We start from the raw sequence: 18,470 nt of genomic DNA, 5'->3' as shown, positions 1-18,470 counted from the left end.
ACGCGCGTATTACGAGAGGGCGAGGCTTCCGCCGAGCCGGTTTTCACCGCCGCCCCCGGCTCGGCGGGAGCCTCGCCCTCCCCTTTCGAGACAGACTCTCAGACCGACCGTCGGCTCATCGAGCCCCGGCGTCGAAGACCTCCTCTTCGAGGCGATCCTCGACGCCGGCCCGAATCCAAAAGTCAGTTGGCGGGCTTGGGGGCCGCCTGCCCGCCCGGTCTCAGATTCTTCTTGTCCATCCCCGTGTTGGCGGCCTTCATCATGTCGGCGGACTTCTTGGCGAAGTCGGCGTTGACCTCTTCGGGTGCCGCGGAAGTGTTCGGTTGGTCCTCGCCGCAACCCCCGCCGAAGCACGAGATCGCCAAGCCGACGAGGAGGAATCGATATCGTCGCATTCTCCCATTTCCTTTCATTGCAATGATAAAGGGCTACGCCCCTGATCTGGAAAGCCAGTGTCTTGAATCGTGTGGGCCACGGGTTCGGCGAACCGAACCCGTGGCCCACACAGGCTTTTGGTTATGTGTCGAACTTCCAACTCACTACGCTCGGGCCGGACTTCAATACGAGTCGGAGCTGATGATCTCGCCTTGGTTGCGGGTGCCGAGCCCCCACCAGGTCTGGGGGGAGATCGAGTCCTTGATGAATTTGACGGAGCCGTCGACCATCGCCACGTTCACGCCCCCCGAGTGGTTGCTCGTGGCCGTGATCGCGTCGTTGAACCCTCCGGGAGCCCCGCCCCACGAGTTGGCCGCGACGCACGACAGGCCGTTCGGAGTCATCAGATGGTCATAGGAGTTGAAGTGGAGGGTGCCAGCGTGGCTGCCGGTCCAGCAGGACCCCGACCACTGGGTGGGATTGGTCGGCGCCGTGGTCGAAGGCACGGACTTGCAGGCGGCGTAGAACGCCTGGGCGTCCGCGCTGCCCGTCGCCGTGTCCCAGCCGAGGCTCACACTCGACTGGTATGAGACCCGCTTCGCGTTGGAAGTACCGGGCGTGGCACCTCCCACGTACCCCGCCAGGCCGATCAATTTCTCGCTGATCAAGGCGGTGTTGCTCGTGCCGTCCGTGATGGACTCGAAGCCGAACGAGCCCATGTTCGAGGTGGTGACGGCATTGTTAGATCCGGGATTGCCGTTGTTGTCCGCCCGAAACGGTACGAACGGGCCGCTCCACGACGCCATCGAGGCCGGGCCGCCGAAGTTGGCGTGGTAGTTCGTGAACGACGAGGCGATCCAGCCCCCGGTCTTGAGGCTCTCCGACGGGCATACGAAGGAGCTCACTTTGGCCACGCTGAGCGTGCTGGCGTTCGGGTTGTCCGACGCCCCGAAGGAGTAGTTCGCAGCGTTGAAGAGGGGCTGCTGCTCAATGTATCCCAAAAGGCTGACCATCCAACCGAGCGGCCACGCCCCTGCGGGCGCGTTCGGGCCGGCCGACCCGAACCCGAAATTCGTGAAGAGTGGCGGTAGGGCGTTGTTGGAAGAGTGGTAGTTGTGCGTCGCCAGCGCGAGCTGTTTCAGGTTGTTGACGCACTGGGCGCGGCGGGCGGCCTCCCGCGCCGATTGCACGGCGGGCAGCAACAGCGCGATGAGCACGGCGATAATGGCGATGACGACCAAGAGTTCGATCAACGTGAAGGCGCGATGATACGGGGACCTTGAATTCATGAGAGGCTCCATTCGTCCACAGGGAGGCCTGCCGACGAACAATCGGGGATGACGGTAGGTAAGTAAGTTTAGGATGGAAGGTACTCGCGATCGGGACGCGACAGACCGAGCCCGCCGACCGAATCGAGATCAGCGATCACGCCCCCCCTTTTCCAGGAGCCGCGCTGAATTCCTCGGCGGTCGTCGCGCAAACCGATCGAAACGGGGACGCTCCATCCGACGGACGTCTCGCGGTCCGCGTCGTGTCGACGTCACGGTTCGTCGTTTAGGACTGCTGCGTCCCACGATGGAATGACGGTAATAGCGGGCACAAGCATAAATCAGAAACTTGATGGAGGACAACAGGAAATCGATCGAAGTTATGTTTTTGCCACTACGTATTCTTTCGGACCTCGCTCGCCCGCCGGATCGCTGATCCATTCGCGAATTCATTTTGGGGCGTTCGAAGGCGTGCGTCGTGTAGTAAGTTCATACTGGAGCAATAGCTTCGTCACGTTCATTGTCAATTCGGCGGCAGCGGCGAATCACTCTCGGAAGGGGCGGTGGGGCCTCATGCGGGAGACGGCGAAACCGCGTGGACGAAGCCAATTGAGGGGGGGGCTTGCGAGGCTGGCGGGAGATGGCGAAAATCGCGCGGACGAAGCCAAATGGCGGCGGCGACCCGAGGTACGTGGGAGATGGCGAAAACCGCGCGGACGAAGCCAATCCGACCGGCGGGGCTTGGCGAGGGTAGCCGGGGCGCGGAGCGGCTTCCGTGGCCTCGGAGAAACGGAGAAGCCGGCGGGAATCGAGGTTTTCGGCGCGAACGAAGCCAAATCGACTGGCGGTCGTAAGGCTTGTATTCACAACGAATTCCATTCGGTGTTCGGCTGGTTTCAGACGCGCGAACAAAGCCAATCGGCGGGTCGTGAGGATGAAGTCGGCGAATCTCGCGAGAGGGGCGAAGGGAACGGAACAGACGATCGGCGGCGGGGCGAAATGGGTCAAACGAAGCCACATCGACCTGAGCCGGGAAGGTGATCGGCGGCGGGGCGAATTGGGGCAAACGAAGCCACATCGGTCAGCCGCGGGTGAGCATGGCGCGGGCGTAGACGATCTGGAAACCCAGGCGCTCGGCGTTGCGTTGGGAGCCGGTGGCGGGTTGGGTGCAGGTGACGGCCAGGTCGCAGCCGGCGTCTCGGGCGTGGGCGAGGCGGGCGGACAGGAGGGCGGTCTGGACGCCTCGGCCGCGAAACTCGGCGAGGGTGCCGTCGCCGGCCATCAGGCCCAGGCCGTCGATGACCAGCAGCGAGGCGCCCCCCGCCGGCCGGCCGTCGACCTTCGCCTGCCAGGCGGTCACGCCCTGGACCATCGCCATCGCGATCGCCCCCTCGCGGAGCGCCGCCGGGGGCTCGTCGCCGTCGAAAAAGCCGCCGAGCACCACGTCGACCCACGCCTCGATCCGGTCGGCCTCCACCCGTTCGACGACGATCTCAGGCCCGGCGCCCTCCCCCGGTCGGTCCGGGGGCGTCCAGCCGGCCAGCGGCAGGGCGAGCATGTGCGTCAGCTCCAGGATCGCGAAGCCCCGGGCGCTCAGGAGCGTCGGGAACGACGGGTCGGCCGTCGAGGCGACCTCGATCTGGCAGGGGGTCGCGCGGTCCAGAAAGAACGCCTCCATCCGCGCGACGTCGGACTCGGCCACGGGTCCGTTCAGCCCGATCCCCTGGGCCTGCGAGAGCGGCGACCCCGCCCCGAGGTAGACCGCATGACCCTCGCCCACGGCCAGGATTTCGGCCCCGCAGTCCGGCCGTCGCCTCAAGGCCGACCGCGCGTTCTCGACGCCGACCCGGTCCCAGGCCGCCTCGATCCGTCTCGCCAGGGCGTGGTCGGCCAACAGAATCGTACGCGCGGCCAAGGGGCGAGTCCTCCGGGGAATGCTCGTCGACCATCGCGGTGACACGATTGGAGGGGGACAGGTTCGCGAAATCAGGAAAACCGGGCCGACGCCCGCGGCTGCGGCGTCGACCCGGCGGCGATCGACCTTCTCGCCGTCCGGACGACGGGATAGGCCGCATTACCGGATCAATCGCATTCGACGCTGACAGGTCGCCAGACTTTTATGAATTTTCATTTTCGCCGACGCCGATCCGCCGCGACTGGGGGTTGTCAGAGGCGCGGCGGTCGGGGATGATTTTGGGTTGCGGCGGGACGTTGATCTTCCCCGACCTCCACCAATCTTCGGGGGCCGTCCGCCGGTCGGGAAAACTTGGATTTCGGGCGTCGGCTCGACGCCGCGAGAGGGATGAATCGCCATGTCCACCCGGCTCCGATGGCTCGGGCACTCCGCCCTCCTCCTGGAAAACGACGGCAAGAACGTCCTGATCGACCCGTTCCTGACGGGCAACCCGAAGGCGGCGATCACGGCCGACGAGGCGCCCGCCGACCTGATCTTGATCTCGCACGGGCACGGCGACCACGTTGGCGACGCGGTCGCGATCGCCAAGCGGACCGGGGCAGCCGTCGCGACCAACTATGAGATCAGCGAGTGGCTCAAGCAGCCTGCCCGAGGGCTCAAGCGGGTCGAAGGGCTTCAGCACGGCGGCGGGTTCACCTTCGACGACTGGGTCCGCGTCAAGCTGACGCTCGCCTTCCACGGCTCGGCCCTGCCCGACGGCTCCAACGGCGGCAACCCCTGCGGCTTCCTCCTGACCTTCCCCGACGGCGTGAAGGTGTACGACGCGGCCGACACCGCCCTGTTCGGCGACATGGCCCTGATCGGCGAGGAAGGGATCGACCTGGCCCTGCTGCCGATCGGCGACTACTACACGATGGGCCCCGACGACTCCATCCGCGCCGTCAAGCTGCTCAAGCCCAGGTACGTCGCCCCCATCCACTACAACACGTTCCCGTTGATCGCCCAGGACGTCGCCGCCTGGGCCAAACGAATCGAGAACGAGACCGACGCGCATCCCGTGCTCCTCGAACCGGGCGACTGGTTCACGATTACGAAGTGATGAAATTCGCACGAATCCGGCGTTTTTCGAGGGCATGTCCATGCGAGGCTCCGCTGCGCGGCTCGGCTTGCTGTTCCTGGCGTTGGCGGCCCTCGGCGGGTTCGCATGGTATCTCGTGGGCCAGCGCGACACGGGCGAACGTCCCTCGTTCGAGTCGCAGATTCAGGGCATGGAGAGCTGGTGGGCCTCGACCCGACGGACGGCCGCCGCGGGCCTGGCCCAGTTCACCCACAAGAAGGCCGAGGCGGTCCCCGCGCTGGTCAAGGCCCTGGACGACGGCGACGAGGAGGTGCGCCGCAACGCGTTGGCCTCGCTGCAAGCGTTCGGCTCCGCCGCCAAGCCGTCGATCCCCAAGCTGCTTGATCTGTCGAATCGCGACCCCAGCCCGGCGGTCCGCCGCGAAGCCCTGGCCGTGCTGGCCGGTCTCAAGGCGGCCGAGGCCGGCCCCCTGCTGATCACGGCCCTCGGCGATCCCGACCCCAGGACCCGCGCCGAAGCCGCTCGCGGCCTGGGCCTGCTCGGATCGAAGGAGGCGACCCCCGAGGCGATCGAGGCGCTCGTGGGCCTGCTCGCTTCCAGCCAGGCCGACTCCGTCCGGATCGCGGCCGTCGAAGCTCTGCAAGCGGCCGCCCACGACAAGGAGGAGGTAAATCGCCAGCTCGTCGAGGTCGTCCTCGCCAGCGACCCCAGCGCGGCGGTCCGGGCCCAGGTGATGGCGGGCCTGCGAACCGCGACCTACAAGGACCGCGTCGCCGCGATCATCGAGGGACTGGACGATTCCAGCCCCCAGGTCCGGCTGATGGCCGGCGGCCACCTGGCGCGAATCGGCGTCGACGACGACCGGGCGATCCCCGCCCTCTGCCAGGCCGCGGCGAAAGCCGACGAGGCGACCGACGAGGGGATGGCCGCCAACCTCGAACAGGTCACCCTCCAGCCGATCGACTCCAAGCCCGACGACGAGACGCTCGCCAGGCGGTTCTCGGCTGTCGCCCGCGAGCTGAAAGCCGTCGTCGAGTCGAAGCGCGGCGTATCGCGCGGCGCGGCGTTGAACCTGCTGTCGCGGATCATCGCCACATATAAGAAGACTCCGAAGTCTTATCTGGCCGGCCCCGTCAAGCTCGGCGTGGAGACGATCCTCGAACGGGTCGCCGACGAGACCGAGGACATGCCGTTCCGGCTCCAGGCGATCAACCAGTGGACCACGATCGTCGCGGGCGCCTCGGCGGCCGAACCGAACGAGACGCTGCAGCCGTCGGCCGTCTGGCTCGTCCGCCTGGCCGAGCTGCTGAAAAGCCCGGCCGAACCGATCCGGGCCCGCGCCGGGGAGATCCTCGTCGATGCATCATCCAAGAATCTACCGGACGTGTCGATTCGAGGCGTGTGGAAGCGGACGGTGCCGCTGCTGGTCGAGGCCCTGAAATCGGACGATCCGAAGACGGCGGCGGCGGCCCTTTCGGTCCTCCAGAACCTGGGGCCTGAGGCCGCCGCCTCCCTCGACGCCGTCCGGGCGCTGGCCGCCGCCGACCACGGCCCGCTGGCCCCGGCCGCCGGTCAGGCGGTCAAGCGGATCGGCGCTCTCGAAGACCTCAAAAGCAAGGACCCCGCCGTGCGGATCGCCGCGGCCGAGATCCTGGGCGACCTCGCCTGGCGGAGCGCCCCCGCTCTGCCGAGCCTGATCGAGGCCCTCAAGGACGCCGACCCCAAGGTCCGCCGGGCCGTCGCCGCGGCGCTCGGCAAGCTCGGCGGCGAGGCCGGCTCGGCGCTCGACCCCTTGAAGGCCCAGTTCCATTCGGAGACCGTCGCCCAGGTCAAGGCCGCGGCCCTCGGGGCCCTCGACCGGATCGCCCCCCAGGACCAGGCGACGATCGACGCCCACCTCGACGCCCTGCGCGACGCGGACTCCGGCGTCCGGCTCGCCGGCGCGACGTTCCCGAACCCGCCGCCGACCGACGCCGTCGTCCAGGCGCTGGCGACGGCTCTGGGCGACAAAACCCTGGAGGTCGGCAAGGCCGCGGCGGCCGGCCTGGTCCAGCTCGTCGGGGCGAGCCCCCTGGTGATCCCGATCCTGTTCCAGACCCTCGGCGGCGAGGAGGACGCGCGGAGGCCGATCGTCCGCGACGCCCTCTACGCCCACATCGCCGAAGTGACCGGCGCCGCCGATTACGGGCGATCGCTGCGCGACGACCGGGCCGCCAAACGGCCGGCCGACACGACCTTCCGGGCGATCGTCGCCGCGTCGCTGCCGCCGCTCGACAAGGCGCTCAAGTCGCACGATTCGGACGTCCGCCTGCTCGCCGCGGTCTTCCTCGGCCGGCTCGTCGCGGCGTCGCGGATCACACGCGACGCCTCGACCCGCAAGGCCCTCGAACCCGGCCTCGAAGCCCTGCTCGCGACCTTGGGAGGCGACGACTCCGACGTGCAAACCGACGTCCTCGAACGGCTCAAGGAAGTCCGTCTGCAACCGGAGGCCATCGTCGCGAGCCTGCTCAAGCTGCTGGAGAAGCCGGGGGGGGGCGCCTCGATGGAGGTTCGCGGCGAGGTCTTCGACGTCCTCGTCGAACTCGCCCAGGACGCCCGCGCGAACCCCGGCGCGCTTGAGGCGCTCGAGGACGCCGAGCCCGTGATGATCGCCGTTCTCGGCGACCAGGACGCCGAGGTCCGCGCCGGCGCCGCCCGCGTCCTGGCCGCGATCGGAGCCGCCAAGGCCAAGGCGGAGACGCCGAAGTGACCCGAACCAACGGGCCGGACGGGTCACTTGCGCGCGGCGGCGAGGCGCTCGTAGAGGTCGGCGAACTGGGCGACCATGGCGTCGGCCCGGAACTCGGCCCGCACCCGCGCGCGGCCGGCCTGGCCCATCGCCCGGGCCTGGTCGGGGTTGCGGACGAGGTCGCGCACGGCGCGGGCCATCTTGGGGGCGTCGTTGATCGGGACCAAGACTCCGGTCTCGCCGTCGACCACGACCTCGGTGGTGCCCGGAGCGGCGGTCGCCACGACCGGCTTGCCCAGGCTCATGGCTTCCAGAATGACGTTCGGAAGGCCCTCGTACTCGCTCGGCAGCGCGACCAGATCGGCCGCGGCCATCAGCCGGGGGACGTCGTTGCGATGGCCCAGGAACCGCACCTTGTCGACCAGGTCGTAGTGGCCGGCGGTCGTCTCCAGCTCGGCTCGCAGCGGGCCGTCGCCGGCGATCGCCGTCCGCAGGTTGGGCTGGATGTGCTGGAGCAGGTCGAGCGTCTTGAGGAGGTCGCCGACCCGCTTCTGCGCCGCCAGCCGGCCGGCGAACAGCACCAGGATCGAGTCGGCCGGGAAGCCCAGCTCGGCGAGCACCGCCGCGCGGTCGACGGTCGGCGCGGGCTCGTCGGCGATCCCCGAATAGATCATCTCCAGGCGGTCGTCGGGCACGCCCAGGCCGCGGTAGAAGTCGACCACCGCGCGCGAGTTGCCCACCAGGCGGTCGCACCAGGTCGCCAGGCGGCGGTCGACGGCTCGCTCGATCTTCCCCTTCCACAGGTCGACGGCCATCTCGGTCGTGACGACCACCGGGACCTTGGCCCGCCGCGCGGCGATGCGGCCGTAGGTGTTGGCCGCGAAGATCCAGGTCTGGACGACGTCGAACTTGCCGGCCTTCATGAACCGGGTCAGCCGCCCGAGCGCGAACGGGTCGACCTTGAACCGCTTGCCGATCGTCGCGACCGGCACGCCGGCCTCGGCCAGCTCGGCCTCCAGCGGACCCGACCGCGTCAGCGCGGCCGCCTCGACCTGGAACCGATCCCTGGGCAATCCCTTGGCCAGCAGGACCATCTGCTTTTCCGCCCCCGACCGATCGAGCGTCGGGATGAGCTGCAAGACCTTCAACACCTCTGCGACTCCATTTCAAGAGGCCGGGACCCGTTTCGCTTCGATCAAGGATTGGAACAGATCCAGATGTTGGCGCGCGACGGCGGCGATGGAGAACTCCTGCTCGACGCGGCTCCGGGCCGCGCGGCTCATGTGGAAGGCGCGGTCGAACGCGGACCACTGATCAACGATCACCCGCGCGATCGCCTGGGGCTCGGGCGCGGCGAGCCGGCCGTGCTTGTAGTCGGCGACCAGCCGGCGGTTGCCGGGGATCGACGAGGCGACGACGGGGATTCCCAACGCCATCGCCTCCAGCAGCGCGATGCTCATCCCCTCCTCGATCGACGGCAGGACGAACAGATCGGCCGTCCTCAGGAGGTCGTCGACGCGGTCCGAGGCGCCCGGCAGGTCGACGGCCTGACCCGGTCCCAGCGGCAGGCCGAGCGCCCGCGCTCGGCGTTCGAGGTCGGCTCGCTCGGGGCCTTCGCCGACGAGCGTCAGCCGCGCTTCGGGATGCGACCGGCGGACGATCGGCCAGGCGTCGATCAGGGCGCCCAGGTTCTTCTCGACGGCCAGGCGGCCGACGAACATCGCGTGCGGCGCTCGGGCCCAGCCAGGTCGGCGCTGCCAGGCACGGGCGGGGATCGGCACGCCGTTGGGGAGCGAGTGAATCCTGGACGGCTCGTAGCCGGCGGTCGTCAGCTCGTCGTGGACGGCCTTCGAGATCGCCACGAAGGCGTCGGCCTGGCGGCATCGCGCGGCGATCCGCCCGCCGAAGTTCCCCCGCCTCTGCCAGGCGACGTCGCCCGTCGCTCCGGCGCCCTCGGGCCGCAGGACGACCGGGAACCCACGGTCGCGGCCGGCTCCCACGGCGACGTAGGCGTCGTGCTTGAGCATCGACACATAAGCCAAATCGACGGGATGAGACGTCAGCCAGCGTTGGAGGTTCCGCATGTAGAGCCAGGTGCCCACGAACCGCAGCCCCGAGGTCGGCAGGCGGTGGACGACCAGCCGGCCCTGACCCCGGACGTTGGCGACGGCGACCTCCTCGCGTTCGGGTAGGGCCTCGGCTTCGCCAGTCCGCGAGGTCAGCACCGAGACGTCGGCCCCCGCGCGGGCGAGAGCCTCGGCGAGGTAGCCGAACACGCGCTCGGCGCCGCCGATCAGGGGCGGGTAGCGGCGGGAGGCCAGGGCCAACTTGAGGGGGGCGGTCACGGCCTACGGTCAGTCCTTGAGGATGCCGACGTACGGCAGGTGCCGGTAGTCGTCGTTGTAGTCGAGACCGTAGCCGACGACGAACGCGTCGGGGATCGTGAAGCCGCTGTAGTCGGGCTCAAGCGGGACGGTCTGGCGGCCGATCTTGCGGAGCAGGACGGCGGTCCGCACGCTCCGCGCCCCGCGGTCGGCGACGTGCCGGACCAGGGCCGAAAGGGTCTGGCCGGTGTCGAGGATGTCGTCGAGCAAGAGCACGTCGCGGTCGCTCACGTCGGGGGCGAAGCTCTCGTTGACCACCAGCGTCGTCGACGTCGTCGTCGCCCCCCGGTAGCTGCTCGCCTGGAGCAAGGCGATCCGATGCGGAATCCCGATCTGGCGGACGAGGTCGGCCAGGAGGATCAGGCTGCCGGTCAGGACCGCGACGATCGTCAACGGCTTGCCTGTGTAATCTCGCTCGATCGCCTGGCCGAGCGCGCAAACCCGCTCCTGAATCGCGGCTTCAGTGATCAAGGTCTCCACGGGCACGACGGTCCAAGCTCCCTGCGTTAGAATGCGTCTCGAAAGCCGACACGAACTGAGGGCAGTGTAACCGATCGCGAGGTCGCGGTCATGGCTTTCAGCCAAGAAAGGGTGTCGCCGCGATGAGTCGATTATCCATGAGGCTGGCGCTCGGCCTATTGCTCGTCGCCTTGATCGCCGCGGCATGGCGGCTCGATCGGTCGCGAAGGATTGATGGAGCCTTGCAAGTCGCTCGGGCCGAGATCGAACGCGGTCAGTTCGAGTCGGCCTTGCGGTCGCTCTCCCCCTGGCGGGATCGCGCGGACGGCCATCCTGAGATCGGCTATTGGGTTGGTGTTTGCGAGCAGGCGCTGAATCGCCCGGAGGCGGCGGCGGCGGCCTGGGAGCGCGTCGCGGCGGGGTCGCCGTGGCGCGGTCGCGCGATCCTCGGCCGAGCCCGAATCCTGGTCGAATCGATGGGCCGATACGCCCAGGCCGAAGCTCTGCTGACCGACGCGCTTCAAGGGCCCGCGGAACAGGCGTTGGAGGCGCGCGGCATGCTGGTCCCCCTGCTCCGCTGGCAGAACCGGAGCGGCGACGTCCGCCGGCTCGTCGAGAACGGGTGGGCGCGCGGGGCGGTCAAGCCCGACGACCTCCTCCTCCTCTGGCGGCTTGACGACGAGCCGATGCCCGTCGACCAGATCCGCGCGCGGCTCGACGAAGCCGCCCGCCTCGCGCCGGACGACGACCGCGTGATGCTCGGCCGCGCGCGATTCCTGCTGGCGACCGGTGAGGTCGCCGAGGCCGGCGCGTTGCTCGACCGCTGCCTGCAGCACCGTCCCGACGACCCGGCGGTCCAGGAAGCGCGGCTGGATTGGGCGATGGCCGCGAAACGTCCCGACGAGGCGGCGCGGGCGCTCCGGAAGTTGCCCGCCGACCGGCTTTCGATCGGCCTGATTTCGACGATCGACGCGTGGGCCGCCGCATTGGCGGGAGACGTCGACGCCGAGCGTCGGGCGCTGGAAGGCCGGTTGGAGGCCGATCCAGGCGACGCGATCGCCCTGGATCGACTGGCGAGCCTCGCCATGGGGGCGGGCCGCGACGCCTCGGCGGCGGAGTACCGGCGGCGCAAGGACGTGATCGACCAGGCGCGCCGGCGATACCTCGTCCTCTTGCAGTTTGAGCTTCGGAGCGCCGACCATGAGGAACTGGCTCGCTTGGCCGAGACGCTGGGGCGATGGCCCGAGGCGTGGGGGTGGTGGACCCTGGCCGCCCGAGAGCATCGGGGGGATTCCCGCCTGATCGAGGCCGTCGAGAAGGTTCGATCGCGGCCGAGCCCCCTACCCTCCTCGACCGCCTTGGCGGCGACGGCCGACCGGCTCGACCGGCTTGCGGCGGTTTCCGGTCGCGCCGCCGGGCCGGCCGTCGTCGGGGCCTTCGCCTTCTGCGACGCCGCCGAATCGAGCGGTCTCAAGTTCGTCTTCGCGAGCGGCCGTTCACCCCAGTTCCAGTTGCCCGAAACGATGGCCGGCGGCGCGGGGCTGATCGATTACGACGGCGACGGCTGGCTCGACGTCTACGCCGTCCAGGGCGGCCCGGTCCCTGCTCCGGCCGACGCCCGCAGCGGCGACCGCTTGTTTCGCAACCTGGGCGAAGGCCGGTTCGAGGATGTGACGCGTGCGACGGGCCTCATCGATATGGCCGGCGGTTACGGGCACGGCGTCGCGGTGGGCGACTTCGACGGCGACGGTCGTTCCGACCTGTTCATCACCCGCCTGGACGCCTACGCCCTCTATCGCAACAAGGCGGACGGAACCTTCGAGGACGTGACCGACCGGTTGGGCCTGGGCGGTCCCAAAGGCTGGCCCACGTCGGCGGCCTGGGCCGACCTCGACGGCGACGGCGACCTCGACCTCTACGTCTGCCACTACCTCGACTGGGACGCCCACAATCCGAAGCCCTGCTCCAACTACGCGACGTCGTCCCCCACGGGCTATTGCGATCCTCGACTCTTCCCCGGCCAGCAAGACCGCCTGTATCGCAACGACGGGTCGCGGTTCGTCGACGTGACCGCCGAAGCGGGGATCGTCGACGCGGACGGGCGCGGGCTCGGCGTCCTGGCCGCCGACCTGGACGAGGATGGACGGATCGACTTATTCGTGGCCAACGACACGACGGCCAACGATCTGTACCACAACCTCGGCGGGATGCGGTTCGAGGAGAACGGCCTGGTGTCGGGTGTCGCCTGCAACGCCAACGGTGGATTTCAGGCCGGCATGGGCGTTACGACGGGCGATCTCGACGGCGACGGTCGACTCGATCTGGCGGTCACGAACTTCTACAACGAGTCCACGACCTTCTTCCGCGCCCTGGGCCGAGGCCTGTTCGAAGATCAATCGAAGGCCGTCGGCCTGGCCGCCCCCACCCGCTACAGCCTCGGTTTCGGGATCGCCTTCGCCGACTTCGATTCCGACGGCCGACTCGATCTGGCGATCGCCAACGGCCACGTCAACGACTCGCGTCCCAAGGTCCCCTACGCCATGCCCGCCCAGTTGTTCGCCGGCGCGGAGGGGGGGCGTCTGGTCGAGGTCGGCCGCGACGCGGGCCCCCCCTGGCGGACTCCCCGCGTGGGCCGAGGGCTGTGCGTCGGCGACCTCGACAACGACGGCCGGCTCGACCTGATCGTCGTCTCCCTCGACGGCTCCCTGGCCTACTTTCACAACGAGAGCCCCCCGCGCCGATTCGTGACGTTGAAGCTCGAAGGCGCCCCGTCGAACCGCGACGCCGTCGGCGCGCGCGTGGCCGTGATCAACGCGGACGGCCGTCGACGCATCGCGCACCGCGTGGGAGGGGGGAGCTACCTCTCGGCCTCCGACTCTCGCCTCTACTTCGGACTCGGAGACGACGAACGTCCCGTCGACGTCGAAATCACCTGGCCGTCGGGACGGAAGTCCAACCTGAAACAGATCGAAATCGACCGGGGCTATCACGTCCGCGAGGGAGACGCGCCCCATGAGCTTCCCATGCTCGTTCGTCCGCGCCGAATATTGTGAGATTTTCAGATACCCATGGCCTCCGACTTAATTGTGTAGGTGTCGGTTTATCTTGGTGTGTCTATTTGACTTGCGTTGTGCCGAGCGAATTAGTGAATTAAAAATAATTAATGACAGTGACGTTGCAAGAGATTTGACAACGCCTCGCCGGCAGAGGATAAAGCCCTTGTGAATGCGAGCCCAAGGGGCGTTCTCGCGGAGTTGTGCGAGAACGAGTCGTTTTGACGGGGCCGAATTTCACGCTCCGCCCGGGTCGTGATCGTGCGCTTCGCAAAGTCGATTCGAGCGGTCGCCCATGTGAAGCGAGAGGCTGGTTCATCGACGACGGTGCGACCTGATCCAGGCGGGTCGGAGGGGTCGATTCCGGGCTTCATCTCGGATTGAAAACGACATAGGTTCAGTCGATGGAGAAATGCAACATGATGATGCGTGGAATGCGATTGTCGGCGGCGTCGACGGCGCTGTTGTTGATCCTCGGACTTGGGGCGGGGTGCTCGGATTCCGATGACGTGCCGGTCGCGACGAAAGGCCCAGCGGTGACGGCGGAACCGCCCAGTGGTCCGCCTCCCAAGTCATCGAACGCCAAGCAAGGCGACGCGCCTCCCAAGGGGGGCGGCAGCCCGCCGGGCAAGTCTCCGCAAGACTACTCGAAGTAAGGCTGTCCCAGATTCAGTGGATCGTGGACGAGGCGGGTCGGTCTCGGCCGGTTCATCTTTCGACGGTTTTTTCGGAGTGCCTCATCTTTCTTTCTTACGTACCCTCAGCCAGAGAGGTGCCTTACATGAGTTCCTCCTTTCGAGCTTCGCGAATGCGAGGCTTCACGCTCATCGAGCTGCTGGTCGTCATCGCGATCATCGCAGTCTTGATCGCGCTCTTGCTTCCGGCCGTGCAGTCGGCGCGTGAAGCGGCCCGGCGTTCTCAGTGCACGAACAACATGAAGCAGATCGGGTTGGGCCTGCACAACTATCAATCCACATTCAACTGCTTCCCGCCGGGAGGCATCGCGGCTCGCCAGATGAGCAATCCAGCGAACCTCATCGGCGGCGATACCGGGTCTCCATGGGGCTCTTGGAGCGTTCATGCGATGCTCCTGGGCTATATGGAACAGACCCCGATCTACAACACACTCAACTTCGCAGTCGCCACGCAGGGGAGCGATGATTTCGGTCCGGCCGCCCTGTCGACCGGGATCAGAGCGCGGATCAACACGTTCCTCTGTCCGTCGGGCCCCAGCGTGCCAGGCAATTGGACCTTCTACGGCAGTCCCGCGCCCGGCAACAGCTACTGGGCGAGCTTGGGCCCGAGCCTTAACTGGTCGGTCAGCCTTCAGAATCCGCCCAACGGCGTGTTCGCCTACGGCGGAACCCGTAGCATCGCCGACATCACCGACGGCACGAGCAACACCATCGCCTTCGGCGAATGGCGGATCGGCGACTATAACGCCAGCAAACTGTCGATTCAGGACGTGATCAACCTTCAGGGCACGTTCCCTCCGGGGTCCTCGTGGGACAGCCCCTTGAACATCATGCCCTTCGGCGGGGTTGCGTTCCAGCAGTGGCTCAACACGGTCGCCCAGGCGGCGCCGAAGACGCTGGGCTCGTGGGGCGACAACCGCAGTTGGATCGGCGAGCAGTGGTGCACCGGCATGGGCGGCCGTACGCTCGGCACGACGCTGCTTCCTCCCAACTCCCCCTACCCCAACGCCGACATCAACACCTGGGGACAGGGCGATTGGGACACGCCCGGCATGTGGAACTTCAGCAGCTACCACCCCGGCGGCGCCAATGCGATGATGGGCGACGGCTCGGTCCGGTTCATCAAGTCGAGCACCAGCATGATGACCATCTGGCAGCTTGGTAGTGCCTCCGGCGGCGAAGTCGTTTCGGCCGACTCGTACTGAGTCTCTCGACGACTCGTCAGCCCCCTTTCCGCACGAACGGGCGCCCGGTCGATCCTGCGACGGCCGGGCGTCCCCGCTAATTTATGTGGAAATGTAGATTGGCGAGAGCGGGGGCGCCGCCGCCATGGCTTGCGAGTCTTCCTCAACCGCTGCCTCGACGGACCGCCTTCCGGGGGGGCGTCATCGGTCGGAGGGGCGGCCTCGGCCGGGGAAGGCGAAGGCCGCGGGGCCTTCGATCGAGGCCAGGCTCGCGGCGGGGAATGCGGCGACGGGGGGACGTCGCCGCGCGTCGTCGCGGGCGTCTTGCGTTTGCTCCTTGAATGCGGCGAGTTCCTCCTGCGCGGCCTGGATCTGGGCTTTTAGATCCTCGATCGCGCGAGACGTCGCCTCGTGCCGCCGGGTCAACTCGGCGTTCTGTTCTCTCAGCCCGGTCGCTTCCTTCGTGCTTCGGTTCAGCAAGTTTTCGACCCTGTTGAGCCGCATCTTCATGAGGTCGACCTCGCGCCGCGACTCGTCGCTCTGGTCCTTGAGGACGCCGAGTTCCTTCGCGCTGGGCGACGGCTGGCCGCCGGTTCCAGCCGTCTGGACCTGGGCCTTCAAGCCGTCGATCGCGGCGGACAGATCGTCCTGCCGGCCGTGAAGCCGCTCAAGCAGGGCGGCGTCGTGACCGCCGTCCGCGGCCCGGCCTTGCGCCTCGTGCTGTTGCTTCAAGAAGTCGATCTCGCGTCTCAGGTCGTTGAGCCTCGGCGCCAGCTCGGCGACGCCTTCGCCGCTTGGTTCGGGGAGGGGCTTGGTTTCGATCTTCCGGACCTGGGCCTTCAAATCCTCGATCGCGGCCGTCAGGTCGTCGTGCCGCTGCGAGAGCGCGGCCACGTCGTGTTCGCGATGGGTTGCGGCTGCGACTTCGACGCTCCGCACCTGGGCTTGAAGCTGATCGATCGCGTGGGCCGCCTCGTCGTGGCGTTGCTTGAGTTCGGCGAGTTCGCGGTCGTGCCGCGCGGGGCGTGCGTCGGTCTCGATGCGCTGTTTGAGGTCGTCGATGGCGGCGGTCAGTCCGTCGTGGCGGTTGACGAGGAGGTCGTGGCGTTGCTGGGCGTCGGCGAGTTCGCGGTCGCGCTGCGCGGGCTGGGCGTCGGCGTGGGCCGTGAGGAGGTCGATCGCGCGCTTCAATTCGTCGTGCCGCAGCCTCAGCTCGGCGACGTCCTGATCGCGCCGGGTCGTTCGGTCGTCGTCCGCGATCGTCCGGACCCGGTTGTTCAGGAGGTCGATCGCGGCCGTCAGGTCGTCGTGCCGGCCGAGAAGGCTCTCGTGCCGCTGCTTGAGTTCCACGAGTTCGCGGTCGTGCAGCACGGGGCGTGCATCGGTTTCGATCCCCTGAATCCGTGCCTGAAGCTGATCGATCACGTGGGACAGCTCGTCGTGACGGCTCTTGAGTCCGACGAGGTCCTGCTCGGTGTTCGGAGTTCGAGCGTCGGTTTCGATCGTCCCGACTTGAGCCTTGAGGTCGTCGATGGCGGCGGACAGTTCGTCGTGGCGGGCCTTGAGTGCGTCGCGATGCTCGGCGTCGGCGGTCCGGGCGGCGTCTTCGACGCTCCGAAGCTGGGCTTGAAGCTGATCGATCACGCGGAGCGTCTCGTCGTGGCGTTGCTTGAGTTCGGCGAGTTCGCGGTCGTGCGGCGTGGGCTGGACGTCGGCTTCGAGCCGTTGCTTGAGGAGGTCGAGGTCGGTCCTCAATTCGTCGTGCAGCCGCTTGAGCTCGCCGAGGTGGTGCTCGCCGTTCGCGTCCCGGTCCTGGCTTTGGGCCGCGATCCGCTTGAACTCGGAGTGAAGTTGCAGGAACGCGTGACGCAGCTCGTGCTGCCGCTCGCGGAGTCGCTTGTTCCTGGCCGCGAGGGCGGTGGTGGCCTCGATCAAGCGGGCGAGGTCGGCGGCCGGGGGATCGTGCGGGGCCATCGACGCGCCGTCGCGCGGACCCGGCGCGTGGCCCCCGACCTGGAATTTGTGCCCGCACTTGCCGCAGCGGATGTGCCGCCCCGCGTACTTGGCGCGCACGCTCAGCGTCGTCGCGCAGCTCGGGCAGGCGATGGTCAGCCGCGATCCGTTCTCGAGCGGAGGGGCCGGATGCGTCTCGGTCACCGCCGAATCCGCTGGCGCGGTCGAGTCGGTAGACATCGCCTGGAACTTCTTGTCACAGTGCTGGCATCGGACCCACTGGCCGCTGTACTTATTGTTGACTTTCAATCCAACCAGGCAACCAGGACAGACTGCGGTGAAATGCGAACAGGTGTCGTTCATGGCCTGACTCATATCTCACTCAGATGTGGTCGTTGAGAGCAGTCATGCAAGTCGTTCGGCCGGGAGTCATCTCATGCGTCCTGCGATTATGCTTGGTTTTCTTTCAATAGGCTACAACTTTTTTCAAATCACAGCGAACCATGAAGCCATCTCCGAAGAAATGCGATGAGTTTTCGGCGTTGCGCCTGGAAAGGCCAAGGAATTGCGGCTAAATAAACACGCGAGGGGGCCGGTGGGTTCGCGTTCGCGTGTGTTTGCGACGAGGAGGGCGCGGCCTGAAGCGCCGGGGGCCGGACCGGGTCAGCGGCCGGAGGCGGCCGAGCGTTCCTGGACGAAGGGGACGGTGGCGCGGCGGACGTCGTGGACTTCGTCGTCGAGGGGGGCGAGGCCCACGGGACCGAGTCGGCGGGCGTTGCGGTCGACGCGGTCGGTCAGCTCGGCGATCTGGCTCTGCGCGGCCTTGCGGTCGGCTTCGAGCCGCTGGACCTGGGCCCGCAGGTTCTCGACTTCGCGTTTTAATTCGTCGTGTCGACCGAGGAGCAGGTCGTTCCATTCGCGGAGCGTGGCGACCTCCTGGTTCAGGCGGGCGAGTTCGCTCCGGGTGACGTCGGGATCGGGGGTCGGCCCGTCGTGGTCGACCGGGTCCGAGTCGGCGATGGGGGGGGCGGTCGGGGTCGCGGGGGCCGACGAGTCGGCGACGACCCGGAACTTGTGTCGGCAGGCACCGCAGCGAACGTGACGGCCCTCGTACCGGGCGCGCACGCTCAGGGTCGTTGCGCAGCTCGGGCACGAGACGATCAGCTCGGATTCGTCGTCGGCCGGGGCGACCGGCCCCACGGCGTATTCCGCCGACCCCGAGACCGTGCCGAAGTCGGGAGAGAACGGACGGAACGCCTCGTCGCAGTGCCGGCAGCGGACCATCCGCCCGCTGTATTCATAATTGACCTTCAGTCCGATCAAGCAGCTCGGACAGACGGCGATGAAGTGCGCGGGCGTGTCGTTCATGGCTTGTCTC

13 protein-coding genes are annotated in these 18,470 nt (G+C 67.8%); 5 read left to right on the top strand and 8 right to left on the bottom strand.

All coding sequences use genetic code 11. From position 1 onward, the window contains the following. Positions 1–182: 182 nt before the first annotated feature. The 3 genes from BSF38_RS14845 to BSF38_RS14835 all read right to left on the bottom strand — a co-directional run bounded on the left by BSF38_RS14845 (position 183) and on the right by BSF38_RS14835 (position 3,558). On the bottom strand, positions 183–395 hold the full coding sequence (locus tag BSF38_RS14845; RefSeq protein WP_076346835.1) for a hypothetical protein: 213 nt from the start codon (positions 393–395) through the stop codon (positions 183–185). 162 nt (positions 396–557) lie between these two features. Then, positions 558–1,664: a DUF1559 domain-containing protein gene (locus BSF38_RS14840; RefSeq protein ID WP_076346833.1), complete on the bottom strand. Its 1,107-nt coding sequence runs from the start codon at positions 1,662–1,664 to the stop codon at positions 558–560. 1,060 nt (positions 1,665–2,724) lie between these two features. Further along, positions 2,725–3,558 (bottom strand): GNAT family N-acetyltransferase, encoded by an 834-nt coding sequence (locus tag BSF38_RS14835; protein ID WP_076346831.1) that lies wholly within the window; start codon positions 3,556–3,558, stop codon positions 2,725–2,727. Between the two features lie 397 nt (positions 3,559–3,955). Here BSF38_RS14835 and BSF38_RS14830 point away from each other — a divergent pair, with 397 nt between their 5' ends. Both BSF38_RS14830 and BSF38_RS14825 read left to right on the top strand, forming a co-directional pair. After that, positions 3,956–4,657, top strand: a complete 702-nt coding sequence (locus BSF38_RS14830; protein WP_076346829.1) for a metal-dependent hydrolase — start codon at positions 3,956–3,958, stop codon at positions 4,655–4,657. Between the two features lie 40 nt (positions 4,658–4,697). Continuing rightward, on the top strand, positions 4,698–7,385 hold the full coding sequence (locus tag BSF38_RS14825; RefSeq protein ID WP_076346827.1) for a HEAT repeat domain-containing protein: 2,688 nt from the start codon (positions 4,698–4,700) through the stop codon (positions 7,383–7,385). Positions 7,386–7,408: 23 nt separating this feature from the next. Here the strand turns inward: BSF38_RS14825 and BSF38_RS14820 are convergent, their stop codons facing one another. Genes BSF38_RS14820 through hpt form a run of 3 tightly spaced genes read right to left on the bottom strand, consistent with a single transcriptional unit; the run spans position 7,409 to position 10,228 of the window. Next, positions 7,409–8,515, bottom strand: a complete 1,107-nt coding sequence (locus tag BSF38_RS14820; RefSeq protein ID WP_083712953.1) for a glycosyltransferase — start codon at positions 8,513–8,515, stop codon at positions 7,409–7,411. Between the two features lie 15 nt (positions 8,516–8,530). After that, positions 8,531–9,709 (bottom strand): glycosyltransferase family 4 protein, encoded by a 1,179-nt coding sequence (locus BSF38_RS14815; protein WP_076346825.1) that lies wholly within the window; start codon positions 9,707–9,709, stop codon positions 8,531–8,533. Between the two features lie 9 nt (positions 9,710–9,718). After that, on the bottom strand, positions 9,719–10,228 hold the full coding sequence (gene hpt / locus BSF38_RS14810) for a hypoxanthine phosphoribosyltransferase (protein ID WP_076350919.1): 510 nt from the start codon (positions 10,226–10,228) through the stop codon (positions 9,719–9,721). 122 nt (positions 10,229–10,350) lie between these two features. Between hpt and BSF38_RS14805 the strand changes: the two genes are divergently transcribed. The 3 genes from BSF38_RS14805 to BSF38_RS14795 all read left to right on the top strand — a co-directional run bounded on the left by BSF38_RS14805 (position 10,351) and on the right by BSF38_RS14795 (position 15,160). Next, complete coding sequence (locus tag BSF38_RS14805; protein WP_076346823.1) at positions 10,351–13,260, top strand: FG-GAP-like repeat-containing protein; 2,910 nt, start codon at positions 10,351–10,353, stop codon at positions 13,258–13,260. A gap of 419 nt (positions 13,261–13,679) precedes the next feature. Next, entirely contained in the window at positions 13,680–13,916 is a 237-nt protein-coding gene (locus BSF38_RS14800) for a hypothetical protein (protein ID WP_145952136.1), read from the top strand. 152 nt (positions 13,917–14,068) lie between these two features. Continuing rightward, complete coding sequence (locus BSF38_RS14795) at positions 14,069–15,160, top strand: DUF1559 domain-containing protein (protein WP_237170470.1); 1,092 nt, start codon at positions 14,069–14,071, stop codon at positions 15,158–15,160. A 180-nt stretch (positions 15,161–15,340) separates the two neighbouring features. On the opposite strand, the gene BSF38_RS14790 is transcribed toward BSF38_RS14795, so the two are convergent. Together BSF38_RS14790 and BSF38_RS14785 are read right to left on the bottom strand one after the other, a co-directional pair. Further along, on the bottom strand, positions 15,341–17,455 hold the full coding sequence (locus tag BSF38_RS14790; RefSeq protein WP_145952135.1) for a hypothetical protein: 2,115 nt from the start codon (positions 17,453–17,455) through the stop codon (positions 15,341–15,343). Positions 17,456–17,755: 300 nt separating this feature from the next. Then, positions 17,756–18,460 (bottom strand): hypothetical protein, encoded by a 705-nt coding sequence (locus BSF38_RS14785; RefSeq protein ID WP_076346815.1) that lies wholly within the window; start codon positions 18,458–18,460, stop codon positions 17,756–17,758. Between the last annotated feature and the right edge of the window lie 10 nt (positions 18,461–18,470).

The organism is Paludisphaera borealis (genome assembly GCF_001956985.1).
Taxonomy (GTDB): domain Bacteria; phylum Planctomycetota; class Planctomycetia; order Isosphaerales; family Isosphaeraceae; genus Paludisphaera; species Paludisphaera borealis.
Note: the sequence above shows the minus strand (reverse complement) of the source record. Positions and strands in the feature narration are given on the sequence as shown.

Bases quoted from the DNA above. Each gene is read 5' to 3' on its own strand.
- BSF38_RS14790 (WP_145952135.1), bottom strand. From the start codon at position 17,455: ATGAACGACACCTGTTCGCATTTCACCGCAGTCTGTCCTGGTTGCCTG.
- BSF38_RS14825 (WP_076346827.1), top strand. From the start codon at position 4,698: ATGCGAGGCTCCGCTGCGCGGCTCGGCTTGCTGTTCCTGGCGTTGGCG.
- BSF38_RS14830 (WP_076346829.1), top strand. From the start codon at position 3,956: ATGTCCACCCGGCTCCGATGGCTCGGGCACTCCGCCCTCCTCCTGGAA.
- BSF38_RS14805 (WP_076346823.1), top strand. From the start codon at position 10,351: ATGAGTCGATTATCCATGAGGCTGGCGCTCGGCCTATTGCTCGTCGCC.
- BSF38_RS14845 (WP_076346835.1), bottom strand. From the start codon at position 395: ATGCGACGATATCGATTCCTCCTCGTCGGCTTGGCGATCTCGTGCTTC.
- BSF38_RS14795 (WP_237170470.1), top strand. From the start codon at position 14,069: ATGCGAGGCTTCACGCTCATCGAGCTGCTGGTCGTCATCGCGATCATC.
- BSF38_RS14800 (WP_145952136.1), top strand. From the start codon at position 13,680: ATGATGATGCGTGGAATGCGATTGTCGGCGGCGTCGACGGCGCTGTTG.
- BSF38_RS14840 (WP_076346833.1), bottom strand. From the start codon at position 1,664: ATGAATTCAAGGTCCCCGTATCATCGCGCCTTCACGTTGATCGAACTC.
- BSF38_RS14785 (WP_076346815.1), bottom strand. From the start codon at position 18,460: ATGAACGACACGCCCGCGCACTTCATCGCCGTCTGTCCGAGCTGCTTG.